The sequence below is a fragment of the Corynebacterium confusum genome (genome assembly GCF_030408715.1).
Taxonomy (GTDB): Bacteria; Actinomycetota; Actinomycetes; order Mycobacteriales; family Mycobacteriaceae; genus Corynebacterium; species Corynebacterium confusum.
In genome coordinates this window covers 1863885-1884885 of the sequence record NZ_CP047202.1, presented here as the reverse complement: position 1 = coordinate 1884885, position 21001 = coordinate 1863885, and the positions used below count along the sequence as shown (strand labels likewise).

Here is a 21001-nt window from a genome sequence, read left to right as displayed (position 1 = left end):
ACCTGCGGCGGATTTTATTCGGCGGCGGGGCGCACGAGGGCATCGATAACCGCGCCGATGACGAAAGCAATCGCGGTGGGCACGACCCAGCCCAGCGACAGCGCCTGGCCCGGCGAGAGGTTGAGCATCGGCTCCAGGGCGCTGGCCCAGCCCAGGTCGGCGATGACCGTCAGGGCGGACCAGAGAACGGAGACCCACAGGCTTAAGCGGTAGCCCCAGTAGAAGGTCACGGCCTTCTTTACCAGCGGCTGCAGCAGCGTGATGAAGATCAGCGTGATGGCCGGCGGGTACAGGAAGGTAATGAACGGCACGGCCACTGACAGCACGGTGTCCAGACCCTGGAAGGCCAGCAGAATGGACAGGGCGGTAAAGACCACGGCCCAGAAGTGGTAGGTGGTCTTGGGCACCAGCATCTCGAAGAAGGCGGAGCAGGCGGTGATTAGGCCCACGGCGGTGGTCATGCATGCCAGCAGCACGATGGCGGAGAAGACCGCCTGGCCGACCGTACCCATGGTCATGTTGGCGGAATCGGCCAACAGGACCGCGCCGGACTCGTAGTCCTGGCCGTTGGGCAGGGTTTGCGCCAGCCAGGCCAGGCCCAGGTAGATGGCGGCCAGCAGGCCGCCGGCGATGAGGGCGGCGGTGATGGTGCCGCCCATCAGGGATTTGGTGGACTTGAAGCCCTTGCTGCGCAGGGAGCCCACGATGACGATGGAAAACGCCAGGCCCGCGATGGCGTCCATGGTGTTGTAGCCCTCGAACAGGCCGGTGACCATGGGGGAGCTGGAGTAGTCCTCGGTGGGCACGCCCGGGGTCCGCGGGTTGGCGGTGGTGGCCAGGATGATGAGCAGCGCCAGCAGGGCCACCAGGGCCGGGGTCAGGAACTTGCCCAGGGTGTCCATGATGGAGTTCGGCTTCCAGGACAGCGCCAGCGCGATCAGGAAGAACACGGCGTTGAAGATGCCGTTGGCGGCCGTGCCTTCCCAGCCCAGCAGCGGGGTGATGGCGGTTTCCATGGAGACCGCGCCGGTACGCGGCAGCGCGTAGAAGGCGCCGATGGCCAGGTAGGCCATCGCGGAGAAGACGACGCCGAACCAGGCGCCGCCGTGGGCTCCCAGGTCACGGACGCTGCGGCCCGACAGCGAGACTGCCACGACCGCCAGCACCGGCAACAGCACGCCGGCGGCGAGGAAGCCTAGGACGGCGGGCCAGAAGTTAGTGCCGGAGGATACGCCCACCATGGGCGGGAAAATGAGGTTGCCGGCGCCGAAGAACATCGAAAACAGCATGAGCGCCGCCACGACGATGGTCACGGCGGGTCGCTTCGGTGAGGACGTAACGGGTTGAGCCATTGCTTAAGCCCTTCGTTGACAGGGGGTCGTATAGTATCGCTCCCGCCGCCGCGCCCCACGGGGGTGGTGTGGGGCCCAGCGGCGAGTTATGGCCGGCGGGTCGCGCCGTTCGCATAATGAGACAATACCGCCCACTGTATGAGAAAGTAAAGACGGGGTGCTAATTTTCGAAGGCGCGGCCCAGCCGCTCGAGCGCCTCCTGCAGAATCTCCCGCGAAGTCGCGAAATTCAGCCGCGCGTGGTGCTCGCCGCCGGTGCCGAAGGTGGACCCCTCGTTGAGCGCGACGCGGGCATTGTCCAGCACCCAGCGGGCCGGGTGCGGATCGGAGCCAATTTTAGTGTCGGAAAAGTCCAGCCACAAAAGGTAGGTCGCCTGGGGGCAGGCGGTCTTAATGCCGGGCACGCGCTGGGGCAGCTCTTCCAGCAGCCAGTCCCGCGTCTGCTTCAGATAGGCCAGCTCTTCGTCCAGGTGCTCGCCGCCGTCGCGGTAGGCGGCCTCGGCGGCGATAACGCCCAGGGTGCCGGTGCCGTCCTTGGCCACCCCGGTCAGCTTCTTCCAAGTGGCGATGTCGGCGGGGTTGGAAAAAATCATCTGCGCGCACTTGAGCCCGGCCACGTTGAAGGACTTCGACGTCGAGGTCGCGGTGATGGTCACGTCTGGGCCGACAGATGCCACCGGCGTGTGCCGGCCCTCAAAGACGAGCGGGGCGTGGATCTCGTCGGCCAGGATGCGGGCATCGTAGGTGCGCGCCAGCTCGACCAAGCCGCGCAGGAAGTCCTCGTCCAGCACGCGGCCCAGCGGGTTATAGGGGTTGGCCAGCAGGATGGAGCCGTCGCCGGCGGCGAAGGCGCGCTCGATTTCGCCCAAGTCCAGCTCCGCCGAGACTTCGACCTTGTCCCGGCCGGCGGTGGCGGGTACCTCCAAAAGCGGCGGGTAGGACGGTACCGGCACGACGACCGCGGAATCCGGGCGGGTGAAATACTGCACGCCCAGTAGCATGCCGCGCACGACGTCGCCGATCCAGAAGATTCCCTTTTCGTCCGGGCGCCAGCCGAAGCGCTCGGCGTAGAAGTCCGCGAGCGCTCCCGGCAGATCTCTACAGCGCGGGGCCGGGGTATAACCGAAGGTCTCGCGGTCGACCATGTCCTGGATGGCGTCTTTGACCGCGGGCGCGGTGGGGAAGTCGGATTCGGCAATCCACAGGGGGATGACGTCGGAGTCGTAGACGGTCCACTTGCGGGTGCCGCGGGCGGCTAGTTGCTCAAGACTCGGAATTTCCATGGCCCCCAGCCTAATAGCGCTTAGTCTTCGGCTTCCTCTTCCGGCTCGCGCTCCGGGCTGCCGTCGACGAAGCCGAAACGCTTCAACCTCCGCCTATCCGCCGCAGACGCCGACTGAGTCAACTGCAGCAGCTGTGCATAAATTCCGCCCGTCTGGGCCAGCTCCGCCGGCGAGCCGATCTCCTGGACGCGTCCGCGATCCAGCGTGACGATAGTGTCCACGCCCGCGATGGTGGACAGGCGGTGGGCGATGATCAGGGTGGTGCGGTCCTTCATCAGCTCGTCCAGGCCGGCCTGCACGGCGCGCTCGGCCTTGGTGTCCAGCGCCGAGGTCGCCTCGTCGAGGACCAGGATGGGCGCGTCCTTGAGCATCGCGCGCGCCACCGCCACGCGCTGCTTCTGCCCGCCGGAAAGGCGCAGGCCGCGCTCGCCGACGACGGTGTCGTAGCCGTCGGGGAAGGCGGTGATGAAGTCATGGGCGTTGGCGCGCTGGGCGACGGCGATGATTTCGGCATCGCTAGCGCCCGGCTTGCCGTAGGCGATGTTCTCGCGCACCGTGCCGGAAAACAGGAAGGGCTCCTGGAAGACCACGCCGACGGAGGCGCGCAGCTGCTCCGCGGTCAGGTCGCGGACCGGGCGGCCGAGCACCTCGAGGTTGCCCTCCGTCGGCCGGTACAGGCCCAGCAGCAGGTTGACCAGGGTGGACTTGCCGCCGCCGGACTCGCCGACCAAGGCGACCTGCTGGCCCTCGTGCGCGGTGAAGCTGACGTTTTCGACCACCGGCTTGCCCTCCTCGTAGGAAAAGGACACGTCGTGGAAAGCAAAGCCCGCTCGTCCCGGGGTCTGCGCCAGCGGTGCGACGTCCTGGGAGCCGGGCTCGGTGGCATCGGCGGCGCGGGCGGCGCGGATGAGGGCCGGGTTGGCCGTGGGCTCGACGTCCTCGCCCATGACGCGGAAGTAGTCGCGGGAGCCGGCGATGGCCCGCTGCGCGGAGTCGACAATCCAGCTCATCATGAACACCGGCTGCTTGGCCATGGTGACCATCTGGATGAGCATGACCATATCGCCCAGGCCGAAGTGCCCGCCCAGGGTGCGCCAGAAGATGACGGCGTAGATGCCGAAGAAGATGGCGGCCATCGCCAGCCCGCGCAGGCCGTCCATAGTGTGCCACCAGCGCGACTGCGGGCGGGTGGTCTCCACGTACCCGCGGTAGTGGCGGGCGAAGCTGGTCAGCTCGCGCAGCTCCGCCACGAAAGACTTGGTGACCTTGACCTGGCCGATCACCTCGGCGAAGCGGCCGTTGGCGACGTCGATGTGCTCGTTTTTGACCGCCTCGTAGCGCTGCCAGCGCTTAGAAGTCAGCGCCGTGAGCCACATATAGATAGGAAAGAGCAGCGCCAGCATGACCGCCAGCGGCCAGTAGTAGAAGGCGGTAATAATCAGGATCGCCACGACCTGCAGCAGCATGGAGATGAAGTTGTTGGAAAACGACTGCAAAAACTGCGTGACAAACATGATCGAGCGGTCCAGGCGCGCGATGATGGTGCCGGTTATCTGGGTGTCGTAGTAGCGCTGCGGCAGCGATAGCAGCTTGGCGAAATACCGCGTGGACAGGATCTGCCTCAGGCGCGAGACCATGACGTCGCCGACGTAGCCGCCCAGGTTGTTGAAGATGGAGCCCAGGGCATCGGCGGCAAAAAGCAGCAGGGCGAGCCAGATGACGGTGCGCAGGGCGGTCTCGGCGGGGCTGTCGCCGGTCACTGCCGCGACGATGGTGTCCGTGGCCTCGCGCACGATAAACGGCGAGGCCAGCGACAGCGCCGCGGCCAGGGTGGCGGTGAGCACCACCCCGAGGTAATAGGGCCACAGTGCCCACGCGCTTTTGACGATCCGGGCCAAAGAATTCATGCCCTGCCTCCACTACCTTGAGCGTTGTTTTTGATTAAGTCACGGGAACCCACAGATACTAAGCTCGCCAGGCACGCCTGGCAAACGGGACGTCGATGCGTTAAATACCGGCCGCGTCGGTTAAGCTTACGGCGAGCAAGTACTACACGGACGGGAGAGAATCCACGGTGAATAACTCGCAGTGGCGGGCCCTCGGGTTGGTGCCGGTGTGCGCGCTCGGGCTTTCGGCCTGCAGCGTGCTCGAGCCCGAAGAAGCCGGACTGAGCCCCGACGAAGAAATCACGGTCACCTCCTCCGAGACGCCCGATTTCGAGCCGGAGGACGTGCCCGACAAGGAAGTCAAGGACGACCTCACCCAGACCGTCAAGGACGAAGGCCTCAACGTCGAGTGGACCCTGCAGGGGGTTTACGCCGACAGCGTCCAGGGCTCCGTGGTCACCGTGGCGCTGAAAAACCTTAACGACGTGCCCCTGCCGGCCGATGCCATCGGCCAGCCCAAGCTGGAATACCGCTCCGGCAACAGCTACGAGGAGGTCGACCTGTTGGACTACGATCCGGAGGTCAACTCCGACGTCAACCCGCCCGGGCTCGATTACCCCCTGGGGGAGAAGGCGACCACCAACGTTCAGTACCGCGTCGACGCGTCCCCGACCGCGCTGACCGATGCCCGCTTGAACCTCGGCAACGTCACCTGGGTGGGGAACCTGAACCTATGACGCCCAAGACGCCCGCCCCGGAACTAGTCGTCCTCGCCGACGCCGACGGCCAGCCGGCCGGAACCGCCGACAAGGCCACGGTCCACACGGACAACACGCCGCTGCACTTCGCGTTTTCCGCCTGGGTCCACCGCGGCGACGAGGTCCTGGTCACCCGCCGCGCCCTGGGCAAGAAGACCTGGCCGGGCGTGTGGACCAACGCCTTTTGCGGGCACCCCGGGCCCGGTGAAGACACCGCCGATGCTGTCCGGCGCCGCGCCGCCTTCGAACTCGGCCTGCGGGATGTCGCGCGGCCCGAGTGCGTGCTGCCCGATTTCTCCTACCGCGCGGTGGATTCTTCCGGCGTGGTCGAAAACGAGATCTGCCCCGTCTTCGTCCTAGAGCTGGACTCGGCCGCCGAGCTGGCGCCCAACCCGGACGAGGTGGACTCCTGCCAGTGGGTGACTGCGCGTGCGCTTATCGATGCCGCCCGCGCCACCCCGTTTGTTTTTAGCCCCTGGATGGTCGAAGAGCTGGCCGAGCCCGCCCTGCGCGACTACCTGCTGGGCGTATCCGGGCGGTAACAGGCCCACAGGTAGTCCAGCGGGCCGGGGTGTGGCTGGCGGGCGCCGGTGGCGAGATCGAAGCGCTGCGCCGACCCGGCAGGGAAGCCCGCGTCGCCGGTGCGCGCGAAGTGGGCCAGCCACTCGGCGAAGACCCCGTTGGCGGGGTCGAAGAGGGCCGGCAGGTCGTCGCAGTGGCGCGCCGGCGCCCCGTCGGAGCGGACGAACTCGATGTGGCGGACCAGCTCCGGGTACGGGTGCTGGTGGTCAACGGCTGCGACCCAGCGGCGGATGGTGGCATCGCCGACGACGGCGCGGTTGTTGACCGAGTGGGTCCCCGCGCGCCAGGTCGCAAAGCGCGGCAGCCCGAGGGCGGCCGCCAGCGGGCGCGGCGGGATATAGAACCGGTCGAGGCGGCGCGCGCCGGGCTGGTCCCACATCTCCTCGCGCGTGCTGCTAACTACCAGGGGGACCGCGGCGAGCTCCGCCGGCTCTAGCGGCCACGGCCCGAGCGCGATGTCGAGGGCGTGGCGGGCGCGGAAGCGCCGGTAGCCGCGCTCCAGGCGGCCGTTTTTCGCGAGCTTGGACAGGCTGCGGCGGGTCACCGGGGCCGCGAGCGTGGTGCGCAGGCTGGCCTTGCGGCGGGAAAATGGGGTGCGCGGGAAGGCGGGGGAAAGAGCTACGGCCCGGCGGAAGCCGCCGCGGAAGTGATCGCGCCGGCACAGCCACAGCGTGATGGCCGCCCCGGCGGACTGGCCCACCAGGGTCACGTTGGTCGGATCGCCGCCGTAGTCCTCGATGTTCTTTTGCACCCACTCCAGGCCCGCCAGGCAGTCGTTGATCCCGCGGTAGGAGCGCGGCTCGTCGCGATCAAAGCGGGCGAAGCCGGCCAGGCCCAGGCGGTAGCTGAGCTGGACCAGGATGAGGCCGGCGCGGGCGGGGTAGTCGCCGATGGCGTCGCGGTGGGAGCCGGAATCAAAGCCGCCGCCGTGGATGAAGACCACCACGGGCAGGTCCGCGCCCGGGCGCGTGCCGGCCGGCCGCGTGATGGTCATCGCGCCGACCTGCGGGGCGGCATCGAAGGGATCTGCTGGGGCAGCTGCGGGAAGCTCGAGGGATTCTGGCGCCATGCTATAAGATCATAGGCCATGGACCTTCTCTCGCAGCTTGCCGATGCCACCTCCCAGGCCGTGGCCTCGGCCCCCATGTGGCTGCAGGTGGTGATCATGCTGCTGACGGTCGTGCCGGCGCTGGTGGCGGTGGCGTGGGCGCTCATGCTGGTCATAGACTGGTGCGCCCGCCGTTTCCGCCGCCGGCCCGGCCGGCATTAGGATGAGGCATTATGGATGACAAGCACGCCGCGGACGCCCCGGAAGAAGTCGGGCGCTCGCACCGTCCGTATTCGCCGGTGGACCCGCGGGTAAACCCGTCGGCGGATCAGTCGCGCCCGGATTACCAGCCGCGCGAGGGCTTGTCCGGGTCCCATACCGGCCAGGCGACCGAGGAGAGCGGGGCGGCGCAGCTAAAGCGCAAGCGCGCCCTGCCGCGCTCGCAGGTCACGCCGACCCTGCGCCTGCTTATCGCCCTGGTGCTCGTAGCCGCGCTTATCGGGCTGTTCGTTTAAGAGGCTGCTCGTCTAGTCGCCGCCGCCAGTCGGGCAAAGAGCGGCTGGCGGGCTATCTCTTCCAGTAGGACGGGGCGCTGCTGGCTATCGCACAGTGGCATACACCAGTTGGGGTAGAGATCCCGCGTGGTGCCCGGCTGGTTCTGCGCGCGGGTATCGCCGACCATATCCACCAGGTTCGTCACCGTCAGTGCGGCCGGGGTAGCCGCGGCGAAGCGGTGGAGGGCCTCGACGACGGCCAGCTCGTCGTCCGGTCGCGGCGTGACCGCCGGGTCGAGGAAGCCCTCGGCGGCCAGCTGGTCAAAGACGGCCTGCTGCCAGGCGCGGTCCTCGGCGTCTTCCACCTCGGCCGGGCGGGTGAGCACGCCGAGCTCCTCGCGCAGGGTGATGTGCCCGCCGCGCAGGTAGGACAGCGTCGGCGGCATGTCATGCGTGCCCACGGCCACCAGCGCCAGGCGCCGGTAATCCGCCGAGGGCCGCGCGTTATCCGTGTCCCCGGCCTTTTCGAACCAGACCACGTTGGTGCCCAAGATCCCGAAGCGGGCCAGCTCGCCGCGCACGGATTCTTCTACCGTGCCCAGGTCCTCGCCGATGACCACGGTGCCGGTGCGCTGGGCCTCGAGCGCCAGGATGCCCACCATGGCGCGCGAGTCGTAGCGCACGTAGGTCCCAGCCGTCGGCGGCAGGCCGCGCTGGATCCAGTAGAGGCGGAACAGCCCCAGGATGTGGTCGACGCGCAGGCCGCCGGAGCGGCGCATGGCCGTGCGCAGCAGGTCCCGCCACGGCCCATAGCCGGCCTCCGCCAGGCGCACCGGGTGCCACGGCGGCTGCGACCAGTCCTGGCCCAGCTGGTTGTACTCGTCCGGCGGCGCGCCCACCGACGCCAGCGGCGCGAGGTACTCGGCCAGGTTGACCGCGTCCGCCCCGCCCGGGTGGATGCCCACGGCTAGGTCCATGATGATCCCTACGCGCATGCCGGCCGCCCGCGCCCGGTCCTGGGCGGCGGCCAGCTGCTCGGCGCACAAAAACTGCAGCCAGCTGTAGTACTCGGTCAGCTGGTCCAGCCCCGCCTGCTGCCGATGCCGCCTGCCCGCCTGCGCCGCCAACTCCGCCTCGGCGCACCAGCGGGCAAACTCCGCCAGGCCCGCGCCCTCGGTGCGGGTGAACTCGCGGAACTGCGCGCGGCGCTCCTCCGTGTGCTCCAGGAAGAACAGCTCGCGCAGCACTTGCAGCTTGGCGTCGAAGATGGCGTCGCGATCGATGAACTCGCCGGTGGTGTTGGCCAGCTGGAACTCGGCGGCGAGTTCGTCGACGTCGGCGCGGGTGTCGGCATCGAGAAGCTCAAGCTCCGGCACGTCCTCGACGCGCAGGTAGAGCGGGTTGATGAACCGGCGGGTCGTGGGCAGGTAGGGCGAATCCTCCACTGGCGGGAAGGGCTCGGCGGCGTGCAGGGGGTTGACCAGCAGGAAGTCCGCGCCCGCGTGCTCGGCCACGAGCTCGGCCAGAGCGCCCAAGTCGTGGAAATCGCCTATGCCCCAGCTGGCGGCCGAGCGCACCGAGTACAGCTGCGCCATGACGCCGGCGCCCGGCTGCGTGAGTAGCTCGTCGGCGGTATCCAGGTGGGACGGGACCACGATGAGCGCGCAGCTGGCCTCCAGATCCTGACTGCGCAGGTGCAGCTCGTGGTAGCCCAGCGGCAAGTCGCCGGGCACGTGGAAGCTGGCCTCGCCCCAGGCCTGACCGTCGACCTCGACGTCGGGGGAGTCGTTGGGATCCTGGTAGGTCGGCGCGGTGCCGCCGTCTTCCAAGTGGACGGTGACCTCGGCCGGCGCGCCGGCGGGGACGTGGACCACGAAGGGCTCCTCGTGGCCGGCGGTGGCGACCACGCAGGCCGGCAGCGGGCGGGAGGCGGCGGCCTGGTAGTCCCAGTAGAGCTGCAGGGTGAGATCGTCGTCGCTGGGCTCGGCGGGAATGCCTACCCCGAGGGCGCGGAGGGTGCCGATGATGGTGGGGGGATCGACAGCAATGTGCTCGCCGGACTGGGCGGTGTAGCCCGTCGCGACCCCGTGGTGGGCGGCGAGCTCGTCGAGGAGGTGGCGGGAAGTCACGGGGCTCATTGTGCCATGAAAGCCGCGGTGTTGCTTGCTGAATATAGGGCGGGAATTGGTAGAGTGGACCACGGTTTTATGAGGAAATGGTCATGTTCTTAAAGCAGGCCTGAAAGGAAAATTGTGACCCTACCGGAAGTACATACCCCTGCAGAGTTTGAGATCGAGGAAGGTGAGACCTGCCTGACCGCTCTCATCGCCACCGCCAAGGCCCGCCCCCACGGGGTCATGTTCACCCGCCCGGCCAACTACGAATGGGTCAACGTCACCGCCAAGGAATTCATCAACGAGGTCTTCGAGGTCGCCAAGGGCCTTATCGCCTGCGGGGTGGAACAGGGGGACCGCATCGCGCTGATTTCGGCCACCCGCTACGAGTGGTCGCTTTTGGACTACGCCATCTGGGCGGCGGGCGCGGCCTCCGTGCCGGTCTACCCGTCCTCGTCGATGTCCCAGGTCCAGTGGATCATGGAAGACTCCGGCGCCGTGCTGGCCATTACCGAAACCCGTGAGCACTCCGAGCTGGTGCGCCACCTGGTCCTCCAAGACGACGGGCAGCCGATGCTCAAGGACTCCCCGTCCCAGCTGCGCCGCGTGCTGGAGATCAACTCCGCGGCTATCGACACGCTGAAGTTCGAGGGCCGCGGGATCGAGGACTCGGTCATCGAGGAGCGGATCGCCGCCACGCGCACCGACGACCTAGCCTCGCTGGTCTACACCTCCGGCACGACCGGTCGGCCGAAGGGTTGCATGCTCACCCACCGCAACTGGCTAGCCGAGGCCCGCGGCCTGCTGACCAACCCCATCGGGCACATCGCGGTGCCGGGCACCCGCGTGCTGACCTTCCTGCCGCTGGCCCACGTGTTCTCGCGCGCGGTCTCGCTGGCCGTGGCCATCGGCGGCGCTACCCAGAACCACTGGTCCGATTTCTCGACCCTGTCCATCGAGTTCGCTCGCTCCCGCCCGAACCTCATCCTGGGCGTGCCGCGCGTATTCGAGAAGGTCTACAACTCCGCCGCCGCCAAGGCCGCCGACGGCTCCGGCGTCAGGGCCGCCCTGTTCAGCCAGGCCGAGAAGGTCGCCCAGGACTATTCGCGCGCCCAGGACACCCCGGAAGGCCCCAACCGCCTGCTGCGCGCCCAGCACAAGCTCTTCGACAAGCTGGTCTACTCCAAGATCCGCGAAGGCGTGGGCGGGCAGGTGCGCTACGCGATCACCGGCGGCTCCGCCATGAGCCACGACCTGCTGCACTGGTTCCGCGGCATCGGCCTGCCGGTCTACGAGGGCTACGGCCTGACCGAGGTCGCCGCGGCCGCCGCGGTGGACTTCGAGGACCAAAAGATCGGCACCGTCGGCCGCCCGCTGGAGGGCGTGACCATCCGCACCAACGAAGAGGGCGAAATCTGCATCAAGGGCGACATCGTCTTCGCCGGCTACTGGAACAACCCGGAGGCCTCGGAGGCCGCCCTCGAGGACGGCTGGTACAACACCGGCGACTTGGGCGAAATCCTGGATTCCGGCCACATCATGATCACCGGCCGCAAGAAGGACCTCATCGTCACCGCCGGCGGCAAGAACGTCTCGCCGGGGCCGATGGAGGACATGCTGCGCTCCCACCCGCTGATTTCGCAGGCGATGGTCGTCGGCGACGGCAAGCCCTTCGTCGGTTTGCTGCTGACCCTGGATCCGGAGGCGCTGGAGCGCTGGAAGCGCGAATACAATATCCCGGCCAACCGCAGCGCCCAGGACGTGGCCACCGACCCGACCCTGCGCGCCGAAATCCAGGACGCCATCAACCAGGTCAACGCGACCGTCTCCCACGCGGAGGGCATCAAGAAGTTCTACATCCTGGAATCCGACCTGACGGAGGAGGAAAACGAGCTCACGCCGACGATGAAGGTCAAGCGCAACGTCGTCGCCCAGCGCTACGCGTCCGCGATCGAGCACATCTACAAGCGTTAGAGATAAAAATCTTCTCGGAGTGTCGCCCAGAAAGTTGCCAGGTTCTCGCCTAAAGTCAGCAAGCGTCAACGGTAAGTCTCAACCTTTACTTCAGGATTGGGTTTGTTCGCGGAAAGGACGATATGCACAAACTGGCTGCTGAACTGCGCCACCGCGAATTGACGCAGGAGATCTACAACATCGGCGACGAGGTGGCCGAGTACATCGAGCACCTCATCGAGGCGCTGGAGGACTGGGACGTCGACTTGGTCGTGGATTGCGTGGCCGAGCTCGACGATATTATCGCCGACGCCCGCGTGGACGCCGGCCGGTGCGTGGGTGAGCTCATCGGCCTGCGCCAGGCTCTGGTCTCCGGGGTGCGCTCCGGGACCATCTCCGCGGCGGCGTCGGGGGAGTTTGACGTGGCCCCGCCGGCCGGGCTGACGGTGGCGCGCCTGGAGGCTGACTACGCCGTGGCAGGCCCGCCGGTGGACGTCCACCAGCTGGCCACCGCGCTCAACGCCCGCACCCAGGCGACGGCCGAGAACCTGCGCGAACAGGTCGACTACGTCCTCGCGCAGACCGATGCCGTGGCGCGCAACCTCGACATGGTCTCCCTGCCGCACCTGTACAAGCGCGTGGGGCAAACCGTCGGCGTGGCCTTGCAGGCCTGGCAGCACTGCGTTGCCGATGCCCACCCCGGCTACGTCCGCGCCATGCGCGGGCACAACCCGCCGCCGTTTTTGGAGGAGCGCGCCCGCGTCCAGGCCGTCGTGGCCAAAGTGGCGGCTAAGCGCGCCGCCCAAAAGGCGAGCAACGCTACCGCTTAGCGCTTAACTAGACTTCCTTCCTTCTGGTCTGAGGGAAGGGCCGACGCCGCTGGATTCCCTCTCCAGCGGCGTTTCATTTTCCACTGGTCGACGGCGATAAACAGCACCAGGGTCGCGCCGAACAGCGGCAGGAAGGTGCCGGCCGTCGCTACAAAAAGCCCGACGATGGCCCACTCGCCCCAGCTCAGCTGCGGGTGGCGGCCCGGAATCCGCGTCGGGCGGCGCTTGAACCACATCGCGTAGCCCGCGCCGATCATCACCGCGATGGCCACTGCCGAGGCCAGCAGGAGGATCTGCAGCGGCAGGCCGAACATGATGCCCATGTGCAGGTAGGTGCCCCACGAGGTCAGCTTCGAAAACAGCGATAGGTCGCTAAAGGGCAGGGAGGCGGTGACGGTCTGGGTGATCGGATCGACGGCGACGGCATCGGAGGCCAGGCGCCAGGGCACCCAGCGCTCGGCGGCCTGCCAGCCGTGGGCGGTGTCCTCGCCGGGGAAGAGACGCAAGGGGCCGGTGAGCCCGACATCGCGGGCCGTGCGCCAGACGCCGTCGGCCTGGTCGGCGACCTCGCCGTCGAACCATTGGCCGGCGACGACGGGCGGGTGCGGCAGGGCGGTATCTACCGGGTCGGCGCTACCGCGCAGGGCGCTAATCGTCGTTGCCACGTTGGCCCCGGCGACATTCGACCAGGTGATGCCGGTCGCGGACAGGCCGAGCAGGAGCACCAGGAGACAGGTGCCCAGGGTGCCGTGCAGGCGCAGTAGGCCGCGGCGGCCAGACCAGGTGGTGCGGGGGCGGCGGTAGCACAGCCAGATGGCCAGGCCGCCGAGGGCGACGAACCACATCCAGGACGCCGCCAGCTCCGAGTACAGGGCGCCGACATCGCCCAGGTGGAGCGACTTGTGCAGCTGGGAGAACCAGTAGCGCACCGGCAGCTCGCCCACGCCCGAGTAGGACGGCTGCGCGCCCAGCACGTGGGAGTCGTAGGGGTTGACGAAGACGGCCAGCAGCCGGGACTCGCCCAGCGCCGGGTCGGCCACCAGCACGCGGGTAGTGTCCGTGGCGGAAGCGGCCGGCCAGACCTGCTCGACGGGGTAGTCCGGGTAGGCCGCCTGGGCGGCGCGGACCTGGTCGCTGAGGGGCTGGGGTGGGGCATCGTTGGCGCTGACGTGCAGGAGATCCCGGTAGACGAAGTTCTCGATCTGCGGGGCGACGGCGTAGCCGGCACCGCTGATGGCCGCGACCAGGATGAACGGTGCGATGAAAAGCCCGGCATAGAAGTGCAGGCGTTTGGTCAGGGCGCCCAGGCCCGTGTTGATAAAGTTCACGCGAGTATCCCTTGTGTGTGGGGGAGAAACGGTCAAGGACAAGGAGCGTCGCGTCTGCAGCCGGAAACTCTTCTAAGAAGTCGTTATCGCTGACGGAAAAGTTCCCGGCTGTTGAAAATTGGTGCTTTTAGGCAGCGTGCGCGCCGTAACTCCCCGGCGACTTCAGATGGCTAAGCAGGAGGGCCTCCGTCCGGCGCGGGTGCTCGGTCAGGTCGTCGTAGCGCAGCCTGAGTGGGCGGTAGGCGGCGTGGCGGAGGGCATCGTCGCGCTGCTGGAGGGCTGAGGCGTGCAGTTGTGTGCTCCCGCACGCGGGATCCTCGACCTCGACGGCCAGCCAGTTATTCAGCAGGATGCCGATGAGCGCGCCCGTGCTGGCGAATGTGCATAGCTTCATGTCGTTGAGGTGGGGCCGCAGGAGCCCGGAGGCGAGGATGAGCGCGCGGGCGTAGGACTCGCCCACGTGGCGCACCGACGGGTTGGATAGCTCCGCCACCCGGCGGGCGACCTGGATGTTGCGGGCGCGGCCCAGGAATTCGATCTCGCGGCGGAAGTCGGTGGGGGTGCTACCTAGGGCGCGGGCGGCATCGCCGGCGATGAGCCCGGAGATAAAGCCGTGGAAGCGCGCCACGTCGATGACGGCGCGGGCGGGGTTGACGCAGCGGATGCCGTCGATGATGTCGTACTGGTTCATCCGCGTCTTGCGGAACATGATGCCGGGGATTTGCCGGTCGTGGGGCGGGAGGTTGTTCTTGGTCAGGGCCATCTCGGTGGGCGCGTTGGCCGCTGGGCCGGCCACCGGCAAACGATGCATATGCGCCGCCGCCGCAGAAATCGCCACCGCACTATAGGAGCTCCGGCCCGCGGCGATGGCACGCAGGCGGCCCTGCTCCTGGTGGTCCAGGGAGTGGAAGTAGCGCGCGGAGACGGCGAAGCGGCCCGCGACGCGCAGCAGCGCCCCGGTTTCGAGGCGGTGCCAGACGTAAGGGTGGTCGCTGGGGGTCTTGGAGAGGTTGATTAAAGCGTTGGTGTAGTCGGGTGCGGGCGAGCGGAAATACTGTGGTGAAAAGTTCATGGTTTCCAGCCTCGCGGGCTACCCGCCCCCGCGGAAGGGACCCCACCCGCCGCCTGTGGACAACTAGGGCTATCGTGTGCGGTTTGTCACCCTTGTGCGTCCGCGACGGTGCCTTTCTGTGGATAACTCGACCTTGGGCACGCCGAGTAGGCGCTACGGAGTGTTTCCGTGGCGCCTTTTCGCGTGTTGAGGCAGTCGTGGGGTTGACTGGCCTTTTCTTCCGGCCCGGCTGACCCTGTTCCTTGGGTTTGCGGCTGACCCCCGTGTCAGCCGTCAGCCGCTGCTCCAGGGCGGGTCCCAGGTGATGTGGCCGTGTCTTCGGTTGACCCTGCCGTGTCTGGGGTAGGCGGGGTCGTCATCGTTCCATGAATTGTGGAACTCGCACAGTAGTGTCAGGTTCTCCTGGTTGGTCTCACCGCCGTCGGCCCAGGGGTGGATGTGGTGGACCTGGCACTCGTCGGCTGGTTTCCTACAGTTCGGCCACGCGCAGGTGGTGGTCTCGGCTTTGGCCATGTCCTTCTGCTTGGGTGAGGCGTGGCGCTGGTAGCGGTATTGGTTGACTGGGCCGCGCCTAGGGTCCACCAGCGTGGCAAGACCGGCGTCCAACAAACATTGGCGGACGTAGTCGGCCCCGGTCATGGTGGTGCCGTTGGTTAGCTGCAGGGTGATCTCATCCCCATCACCGGCAAGGATTCTCGCCCAGTCGGGCAGTGGGATGACCACGTGGGTGGCCTTCGGCTGCTTCTCCAAGCCTCCACTGAACAAGGCCTCGACATCCGGGATGGTTTTAATTGAGGCCCAGAGGTTTTCCACCAGTTCCGGGTCCCCGGTGACAGAAAAAGTACTCGGTCCGTCTTTGCGGCGGGTCACCCGCACACCTTCGGCTGGTGGTGCCGGGCGGTTAAGTTCCAGGACTTTCTGGTTGGCTAGGCGTCTTAGCTGTGTGGTGGTGCCGGGGGTGTTGCACAGTTCGATGAGCATGGCCCAAGCCTCGCCCTTATTACGCACCCGGCGGAAAGCACTATCCAGGACCAGCAACGTATCCAGGTGGTGTCCCTGGGCGGCGGCCGCTTTCCTCGCGGCGCCTGCTTGCGCGTATACGTGGTGTGCCCGAAGAAGGTTTGGCAGGCACGGTAGTGCGCGGCCGCGGCCATGTCCGACATGACAGCCTTCAAAGCGGGCAGGCTCAGCTGGCGGCACAGGTCCAAGTACTGGATCCCGTCCGCGAAGATGGAGTGTGCTGCTTTCAATGTGTCCATGGCTGTCGTTGCTGTCATGACCCACACGCTAGAAGCACCCGTCAACCCCCACAAGGCCCGAAAACCCGATCTGTGGATAACTCGGAGCACAGTAGCCATCCTGCGCGAGCACCGGAAGAGAAGAAAACGCCGGTTTTCTCCGCGCCACCTGCGAAAAAGAACCGCAGCCTAGGAATGTACCCAGGCTGCGGGAAGGCGGGTAGAACTGTTACTTGGTCTCGGTGACTTGGTCGAGCTTCTCGGCGATCTGCGGCCACAGCTGGCCCATAATGTCGTCCCAGGTCAGCACCCACATGGCGTTGTCCTTGTCGGCCCGGCCGACGACCACGAGCTGCTCGTTGCGGGCGCGCATGTGGTCCAGCGTGTGCTGCACGGTCGTGGCGCCGGCAACGGTCAGGCACGGGCGTGAGAACTCGAGCACCGGGGTCTCCGGGTCGGCGAGCAGGGTGTCGCGGACGTGGACCAGCCGCGGCACGCGGGAGGACTTGCCGAAGACGAGCACACGCATGATGTCCTTGCGCAGCACCAGGTCCTGCAGCTCGCGCACGGTGGTGTCGCTGGGCATGGGGACCACGGCGGAGCCGTGCTCGCGGGCGAGCTCGGCGACCGTCGAGGACTCGAGCTCGATGACGCCGGTGATCTGGGAGGCGGATTCGTCGTCCATGGCGCCGGTCTCGCGGGAGTGCTCGACCAGGCTGCGCAGCGTCTCGACGTTGTAGCCGGCGGCCGCCGCGCGGTCGACGGGCTCCTCGCCGGCCAGGCGCACCAGCTGGTTAGCCATCCGGTTGATCCAGGCCAGCAGCGGGCGGAAGATCCAGATGAAGGCGCGGGCGGGGATGGCGATGAGCCGCAAAGCGGTCTCCGGGTGGGTAATCGCCCAGGACTTCGGGGCCATCTCACCGATGACCAGGTGCAGGAACGTTGCTAGGAACAGCGCGACGATAAACGCCACGATGTCGGCCACGCGCGCGGGCATGCTCAGCGCCTCGAAGACGGGCATCAGCAGGTGGTGGAACCACGGCTTGGTGACCGCACCCAGGATGAAGGTGGCGGCGGTGATTCCGAGCTGGGAGCCGGCGAGCATCATCGTTAGCTCGTTGAGGCTGCGCAGGCCGGCCCGGGCGCTGCGGGAGTCCTCGGCTATCTCCTCGAGGCGGTTGCGGCGCGCGCCCAGCAGAGAGAACTCGATGACCACGAAGAACGCGGAGGCGACGATGATGACGATCGTTACCAGTAGGTTAAAAACCCAGTTGTCCATTACTTCTCCTCCTCCCGGTACTCTTCGACCAGCTCCAGCGTGAGGCTCGAGGGCACGTGCCGGTCGATCTCCTCGACGCGTACCTTGAGGTGGCGCAGTGGGGCATCGTCAGCGTCGACCCAGTCTTCGGGCTCGGCCTCCAGATCGATGGTGTGGACCTCGCCGGCCTCGACCAGCGCGCCGGTCTGGGACATCAGCAGCCCGGAGATGGTCTCGTAGTCGCCCTCGGGCAGGTCGTGGCCGATGGCGCGCTCGACCTCGTCCAGCGGCGTGTCGCCGTCGACAATCCAGTGGTTCTCGCCCTGCTCGGTGATTTCCTCGGATTCCTCGATGTCGTGCTCGTCGGTGACATCACCCAGGATTTCCTCGGCTAGGTCCTCGAGCGTAACGATGCCGACAAACCCGCCGTATTCATCAATCACGCAGGCCAGCTTCTGGCCCTGGTCGCGCAGCTCGGAGACCAGATCCGGCAGCGGCATCATCTCCGGTACCACGACGGGCTCGCGCATGACGCGAGTGACCGGGGCATCGGCGGCCAGTTCGGAGCCCAGGACGTCTATGAGGTGGACGACGCCGATGGGGTTGTGCTCCTCGTCGACGACGGGGTAGCGGGTGTGGTTGGCGGCCATGAGCGCGCGGACCTCGCCGAGGGTGGTCTCGGGGTCGACGGCGTCGGCGCGGGAGCGCGGGATCATCGCGTGCTCGACGTCGTGCTCGGGGAAATCCAGCAGGCGGTCGAGCACCATGTAGGTGTCCTGGTCCAGGTCGCCGGCCTCGTGGGAGGCGTCCACGATGGACTCGAAGTCGTCGGTGGTGGCCGACGAATCCACGTCGTCGACCGGCTCCACGCGGAACAGGCGCAGGATGGCGTTGGAGGAATATTCGAAGAAATGGATCATCCAGCCGAAGATGCGCAGGTACCACTGCGTGGAGGCGGCCAGGAAGCGCGCCGACTTCATCGGCGCGGCGATGGTGTAGTTCTTGGGGAACAGCTCCGCGAAGAGCATGCTGGCGATGGTCGACAGCGCCAGCGCCACCACGGTGCCGGCGGTGACGGAGACCGACCGCGGCACGCCGACGCCGCCGAGCAGCCCGCCTAGGGCCTCGCCGACGAGCGGCTCGGCGACATAGCCGATGAGCAGGCCGGAAATCGTAATTCCCAGCTGCGCGCCCGAGAGCATGAAGGAGGTGCGCTCGGTGATGTGCAGGGCCCGCTGGGCGGTTTTATCCCCGCGGGCGGCCGCGGTGCGAAGCTGCGTGCGGTCGACCGACATGAACGCGAATTCCTGCGCGACGAAATACGCGTTGGCCACAATGATGAGAGCGATGACCACGATGCCCGCTAAGAGCATCAAAGCTGCGGACCACATGGTTTAGACCCCACCGCCTAGATACAGGTAGCGGGGACATCGACTGGGAGGTTCCACCAAAGTAGCCTTTCTTTGCTTGGGGGACGGGGATTTTTACCTTTTTAGACTACATGTATAACCGCCCTGCCCCCCAAGTTTGTTCCCGCTTTCGCTAGGCTGATGCTCATGCAGGATTCCTTTGGGCTCTACATCCACGTCCCGTTTTGCGCCACACGCTGCGGGTATTGCGATTTCAATACCTACACGCCCGGGGAGTTGGGCGCGCCGAATTCGCAGGCCAGCTACCTCGACGCCCTGGATAAGGAGCTTGAGCTGGCGGCGGCGAGGGTCCAGCGCCCGGCCGAGACGGTCTTTGTCGGCGGCGGCACCCCCTCGCTGCTGGGCGCGGATGGCCTGGCCCGCGTGTTGGACCGCGTGCGCGCGACCTTCGGCCTGGCGAAAGGCGCGGAGGTGACCACGGAATCCAACCCGGAGTCGACGGACCCGGAGTTTTTCGCCGGCCTGTGCGAGGCGGGCTTTACACGGGTGAGCCTGGGGATGCAGTCGGCATCGTCGGCCGTGCTGACGGTGCTGGAGCGAGCCCACACGCCGGGCCGGGCCTTCGACGCGGCCGCCGAGGCCCTGGCTGCCGGCTTCGAGCACGTGAACCTGGACATGATTTACGGCACGCCGGGCGAGACCGACGACGACGTGCGCGCGACCCTGGACCGCGTGCTGGCCACGGGCGTGGACCACGTCAGCGCCTATTCGCTCATCGTGGAGGACGGAACGCGCATGGCCCGCAAGGTCACCAAGGGCCAGCTGCCCGCCCCCGACGAGGACGTCATGGCCCGGCGCTACCAGATCATCGCGGGCGCGCTGGAGGAGGCCGGCTACGGCTGGTACGAGGTCTCCAACTGGGCGAAGCCGGGTGGAAAGTGCCGCCACAACCTCATCTACTGGCGCGACGGCGACTGGTGGGGAGCCGGCCCCGGCGCCCACTCCCACCTGGGTAATACCCGCTTTTTCAACGTCAAGCACCCGGCCCGCTACTCCCGCCTGCTTGCCGATGCCGCCCTGCCCATCGCCGGCGAAGAAACCCTCACCGACGCCGACCGGCACACCGAGGCCATCATGCTGGGCCTGCGTTTGAGCGAGGGCATCCCGCGCGATTGGGTCTCGGAGGCTGCCGACGAGGTGGTGGGGCGGCATCGGCAGCGCGGGCTCCTGGAAGAAGCCGACGGGCGGTTAAAGGTCACGGACGCTGGCCGCCTGCTGGCGGACGGGATTATCACCGATATCTTGGTGGCCGAAGACCGCGGGTAGGCTTAAAGGCATGTCTAGCACTACTGATGCGCGCCGCAAGGAAGTCCTGCGTGCCATCGTCGCGGACTATATTGCCAGCCAGGCACCGGTGGGCTCGAAGACCCTGCTGGAGCGCTATCAGCTGGGGGTATCATCGGCGACCATCCGCAACGACATGGCGGCGCTGGAATCCGAAGGCCTTATCACCCAACCCCACGCCAGCTCTGGGCGCGTGCCCACGCAGAAGGGCTACCGCCTCTTCGTGGACGCCATCCACGACCTGAAACCCTTAAGCGCCTCGGAGCGCCGCGCCATGCTCAACTTCCTGGAAGGCGGCGTGGACCTGGAAGACGTGCTCTCGCGCTCGGTGCAGCTTTTGGCCCAGGTCACCAAGCAGGCCGCCGTGGTGCAGATGCCGAACCTGCAGGTCTCGCGCGTCAAGCACTGCGAGGTCGTGGCCTTAAGCCCCGTCCGCCTGCTGCTGGTGCTGATCACGGATACCGGCCGGGTGGAGCAGCGCAACGTAGCGCTGGATGCGGTCGTCGACCCGGACCAGACGCATCGGCTGCGCGAGCTGCTCAACAACGCCCTGGCGGGCAAGACCATCACGGAGGCCTCCCAGTCCCTGGCCGACCTGGTGGACGTCGCGCCGGTGGACATGCGAGGGCACGTGCTCAATAGTGCTACGACGCTCATCGAGACCCTGGTCAACCAGCCGGTCGACCGCCTGCTGCTGGCCGGCACCTCCAACCTGACCCGTCTGGCCCGGGACTTCCCCGAAGGCCTGCCGGGCATTATCGATGCCCTCGAGGAGCAGGTGGTCTTCCTCAAGCTGCTGGCGCGTGTGCCGGATATGGGCAACGTCTCCGTGGTCATCGGGGACGAGCACGAGGCGGACGCCCTGCGCACCTCGTCGGTGGTGACCACAGCCTACGGCACGGACGGCGAGACGCTGGGCGGCCTCGGCGTGGTGGGGCCGACGTTTATGGATTACTCGGGAACAATCGCTAAGGTTTCTGCTGTTGCACGCTATGTCAGCGAAATTCTGGCCGGGGAGAAGTAGCCGCTGCAGCGGCTAGTAGGCTGGAAGGCCGCTACAGATTTTTAAACACCCCTATCGACTAAGCAAGT

18 protein-coding genes are annotated in these 21001 nt (G+C 67.1%); 8 read left to right on the top strand and 10 right to left on the bottom strand.

Annotated elements, in window-relative coordinates; all coding sequences use genetic code 11:
* Window positions 1-14 precede the first annotated feature (14 nt).
* The 3 genes from brnQ to CCONF_RS08755 form a co-directional block, all read right to left on the bottom strand.
* A complete protein-coding gene (brnQ, locus tag CCONF_RS08765) occupies window positions 15-1352 on the bottom strand; it encodes a branched-chain amino acid transport system II carrier protein (RefSeq protein ID WP_290222789.1) in 1338 nt (445 codons plus the stop codon).
* 160 nt (window positions 1353-1512) lie between these two features.
* On the bottom strand, window positions 1513-2634 hold the full coding sequence (locus tag CCONF_RS08760) for a MalY/PatB family protein (protein ID WP_290222787.1): 1122 nt from the start codon (window positions 2632-2634) through the stop codon (window positions 1513-1515).
* A gap of 20 nt (window positions 2635-2654) precedes the next feature.
* Complete coding sequence (locus CCONF_RS08755) at window positions 2655-4541, bottom strand: ABC transporter ATP-binding protein (RefSeq protein ID WP_290222785.1); 1887 nt, start codon at window positions 4539-4541, stop codon at window positions 2655-2657.
* 167 nt (window positions 4542-4708) lie between these two features.
* Between CCONF_RS08755 and CCONF_RS08750 the strand changes: the two genes are divergently transcribed.
* Both CCONF_RS08750 and idi read left to right on the top strand, forming a co-directional pair.
* Window positions 4709-5257 (top strand): hypothetical protein, encoded by a 549-nt coding sequence (locus tag CCONF_RS08750; RefSeq protein WP_290222783.1) that lies wholly within the window; start codon window positions 4709-4711, stop codon window positions 5255-5257.
* On the top strand, window positions 5254-5820 hold the full coding sequence (gene idi / locus CCONF_RS08745; protein ID WP_290222781.1) for an isopentenyl-diphosphate Delta-isomerase: 567 nt from the start codon (window positions 5254-5256) through the stop codon (window positions 5818-5820). The genes CCONF_RS08750 and idi overlap by 4 nt, the downstream gene beginning before the upstream one ends.
* On the opposite strand, the gene CCONF_RS08740 is transcribed toward idi, so the two are convergent.
* Window positions 5793-6929, bottom strand: a complete 1137-nt coding sequence (locus CCONF_RS08740) for a carboxylesterase family protein (protein ID WP_290222778.1) — start codon at window positions 6927-6929, stop codon at window positions 5793-5795. The genes idi and CCONF_RS08740 overlap by 28 nt on opposite strands.
* Window positions 6930-6947: 18 nt before the next feature.
* On the opposite strand from CCONF_RS08740, the gene CCONF_RS08735 reads away from it, so the two are divergent.
* Together CCONF_RS08735 and CCONF_RS08730 are read left to right on the top strand one after the other, a co-directional pair.
* Complete coding sequence (locus tag CCONF_RS08735) at window positions 6948-7130, top strand: hypothetical protein (protein ID WP_290222775.1); 183 nt, start codon at window positions 6948-6950, stop codon at window positions 7128-7130.
* A gap of 11 nt (window positions 7131-7141) precedes the next feature.
* Window positions 7142-7423 carry a hypothetical protein gene (locus CCONF_RS08730; protein ID WP_290222772.1) on the top strand — a complete coding sequence of 94 codons (282 nt, stop codon included), beginning with the start codon at window positions 7142-7144 and terminating at the stop codon, window positions 7421-7423.
* Here CCONF_RS08730 and malQ read toward each other — a convergent pair.
* Window positions 7420-9531, bottom strand: coding sequence for a 4-alpha-glucanotransferase (malQ, locus tag CCONF_RS08725; RefSeq protein WP_290222770.1), 2112 nt, complete (start codon window positions 9529-9531; stop codon window positions 7420-7422). The two genes, CCONF_RS08730 and malQ, sit on opposite strands and share 4 nt — an antisense overlap.
* A gap of 123 nt (window positions 9532-9654) precedes the next feature.
* Between malQ and CCONF_RS08720 the strand changes: the two genes are divergently transcribed.
* Both CCONF_RS08720 and CCONF_RS08715 read left to right on the top strand, forming a co-directional pair.
* Window positions 9655-11490 carry an AMP-dependent synthetase/ligase gene (locus tag CCONF_RS08720; protein ID WP_290222767.1) on the top strand — a complete coding sequence of 612 codons (1836 nt, stop codon included), beginning with the start codon at window positions 9655-9657 and terminating at the stop codon, window positions 11488-11490.
* A gap of 122 nt (window positions 11491-11612) precedes the next feature.
* Window positions 11613-12299 carry a hypothetical protein gene (locus CCONF_RS08715; RefSeq protein ID WP_290222766.1) on the top strand — a complete coding sequence of 229 codons (687 nt, stop codon included), beginning with the start codon at window positions 11613-11615 and terminating at the stop codon, window positions 12297-12299.
* On the opposite strand, the gene CCONF_RS08710 is transcribed toward CCONF_RS08715, so the two are convergent.
* The 5 genes from CCONF_RS08710 to CCONF_RS08690 all read right to left on the bottom strand — a co-directional run bounded on the left by CCONF_RS08710 (window position 12296) and on the right by CCONF_RS08690 (window position 18586).
* Window positions 12296-13627, bottom strand: coding sequence for a PepSY-associated TM helix domain-containing protein (locus tag CCONF_RS08710; protein ID WP_290222763.1), 1332 nt, complete (start codon window positions 13625-13627; stop codon window positions 12296-12298). The two genes, CCONF_RS08715 and CCONF_RS08710, sit on opposite strands and share 4 nt — an antisense overlap.
* Before the next feature lie 127 nt (window positions 13628-13754).
* On the bottom strand, window positions 13755-14699 hold the full coding sequence (locus tag CCONF_RS08705) for a hypothetical protein (protein ID WP_290222761.1): 945 nt from the start codon (window positions 14697-14699) through the stop codon (window positions 13755-13757).
* 273 nt (window positions 14700-14972) lie between these two features.
* Complete coding sequence (locus tag CCONF_RS08700) at window positions 14973-15707, bottom strand: HNH endonuclease signature motif containing protein (protein WP_290222759.1); 735 nt, start codon at window positions 15705-15707, stop codon at window positions 14973-14975.
* Between the two features lie 459 nt (window positions 15708-16166).
* A complete protein-coding gene (locus tag CCONF_RS08695) occupies window positions 16167-17216 on the bottom strand; it encodes a CNNM domain-containing protein (RefSeq protein ID WP_290222757.1) in 1050 nt (349 codons plus the stop codon).
* Entirely contained in the window at window positions 17216-18586 is a 1371-nt protein-coding gene (locus CCONF_RS08690; RefSeq protein ID WP_290222754.1) for a hemolysin family protein, read from the bottom strand. The genes CCONF_RS08695 and CCONF_RS08690 overlap by 1 nt, the downstream gene beginning before the upstream one ends.
* A gap of 165 nt (window positions 18587-18751) precedes the next feature.
* Between CCONF_RS08690 and hemW the strand changes: the two genes are divergently transcribed.
* Entirely contained in the window at window positions 18752-19891 is a 1140-nt protein-coding gene (gene hemW, locus CCONF_RS08685) for a radical SAM family heme chaperone HemW (protein ID WP_290222752.1), read from the top strand.
* A 10-nt stretch (window positions 19892-19901) separates the two neighbouring features.
* Window positions 19902-20933 (top strand): heat-inducible transcriptional repressor HrcA, encoded by a 1032-nt coding sequence (gene hrcA, locus CCONF_RS08680; protein WP_290222750.1) that lies wholly within the window; start codon window positions 19902-19904, stop codon window positions 20931-20933.
* Window positions 20934-21001: the final 68 nt, after the last annotated feature.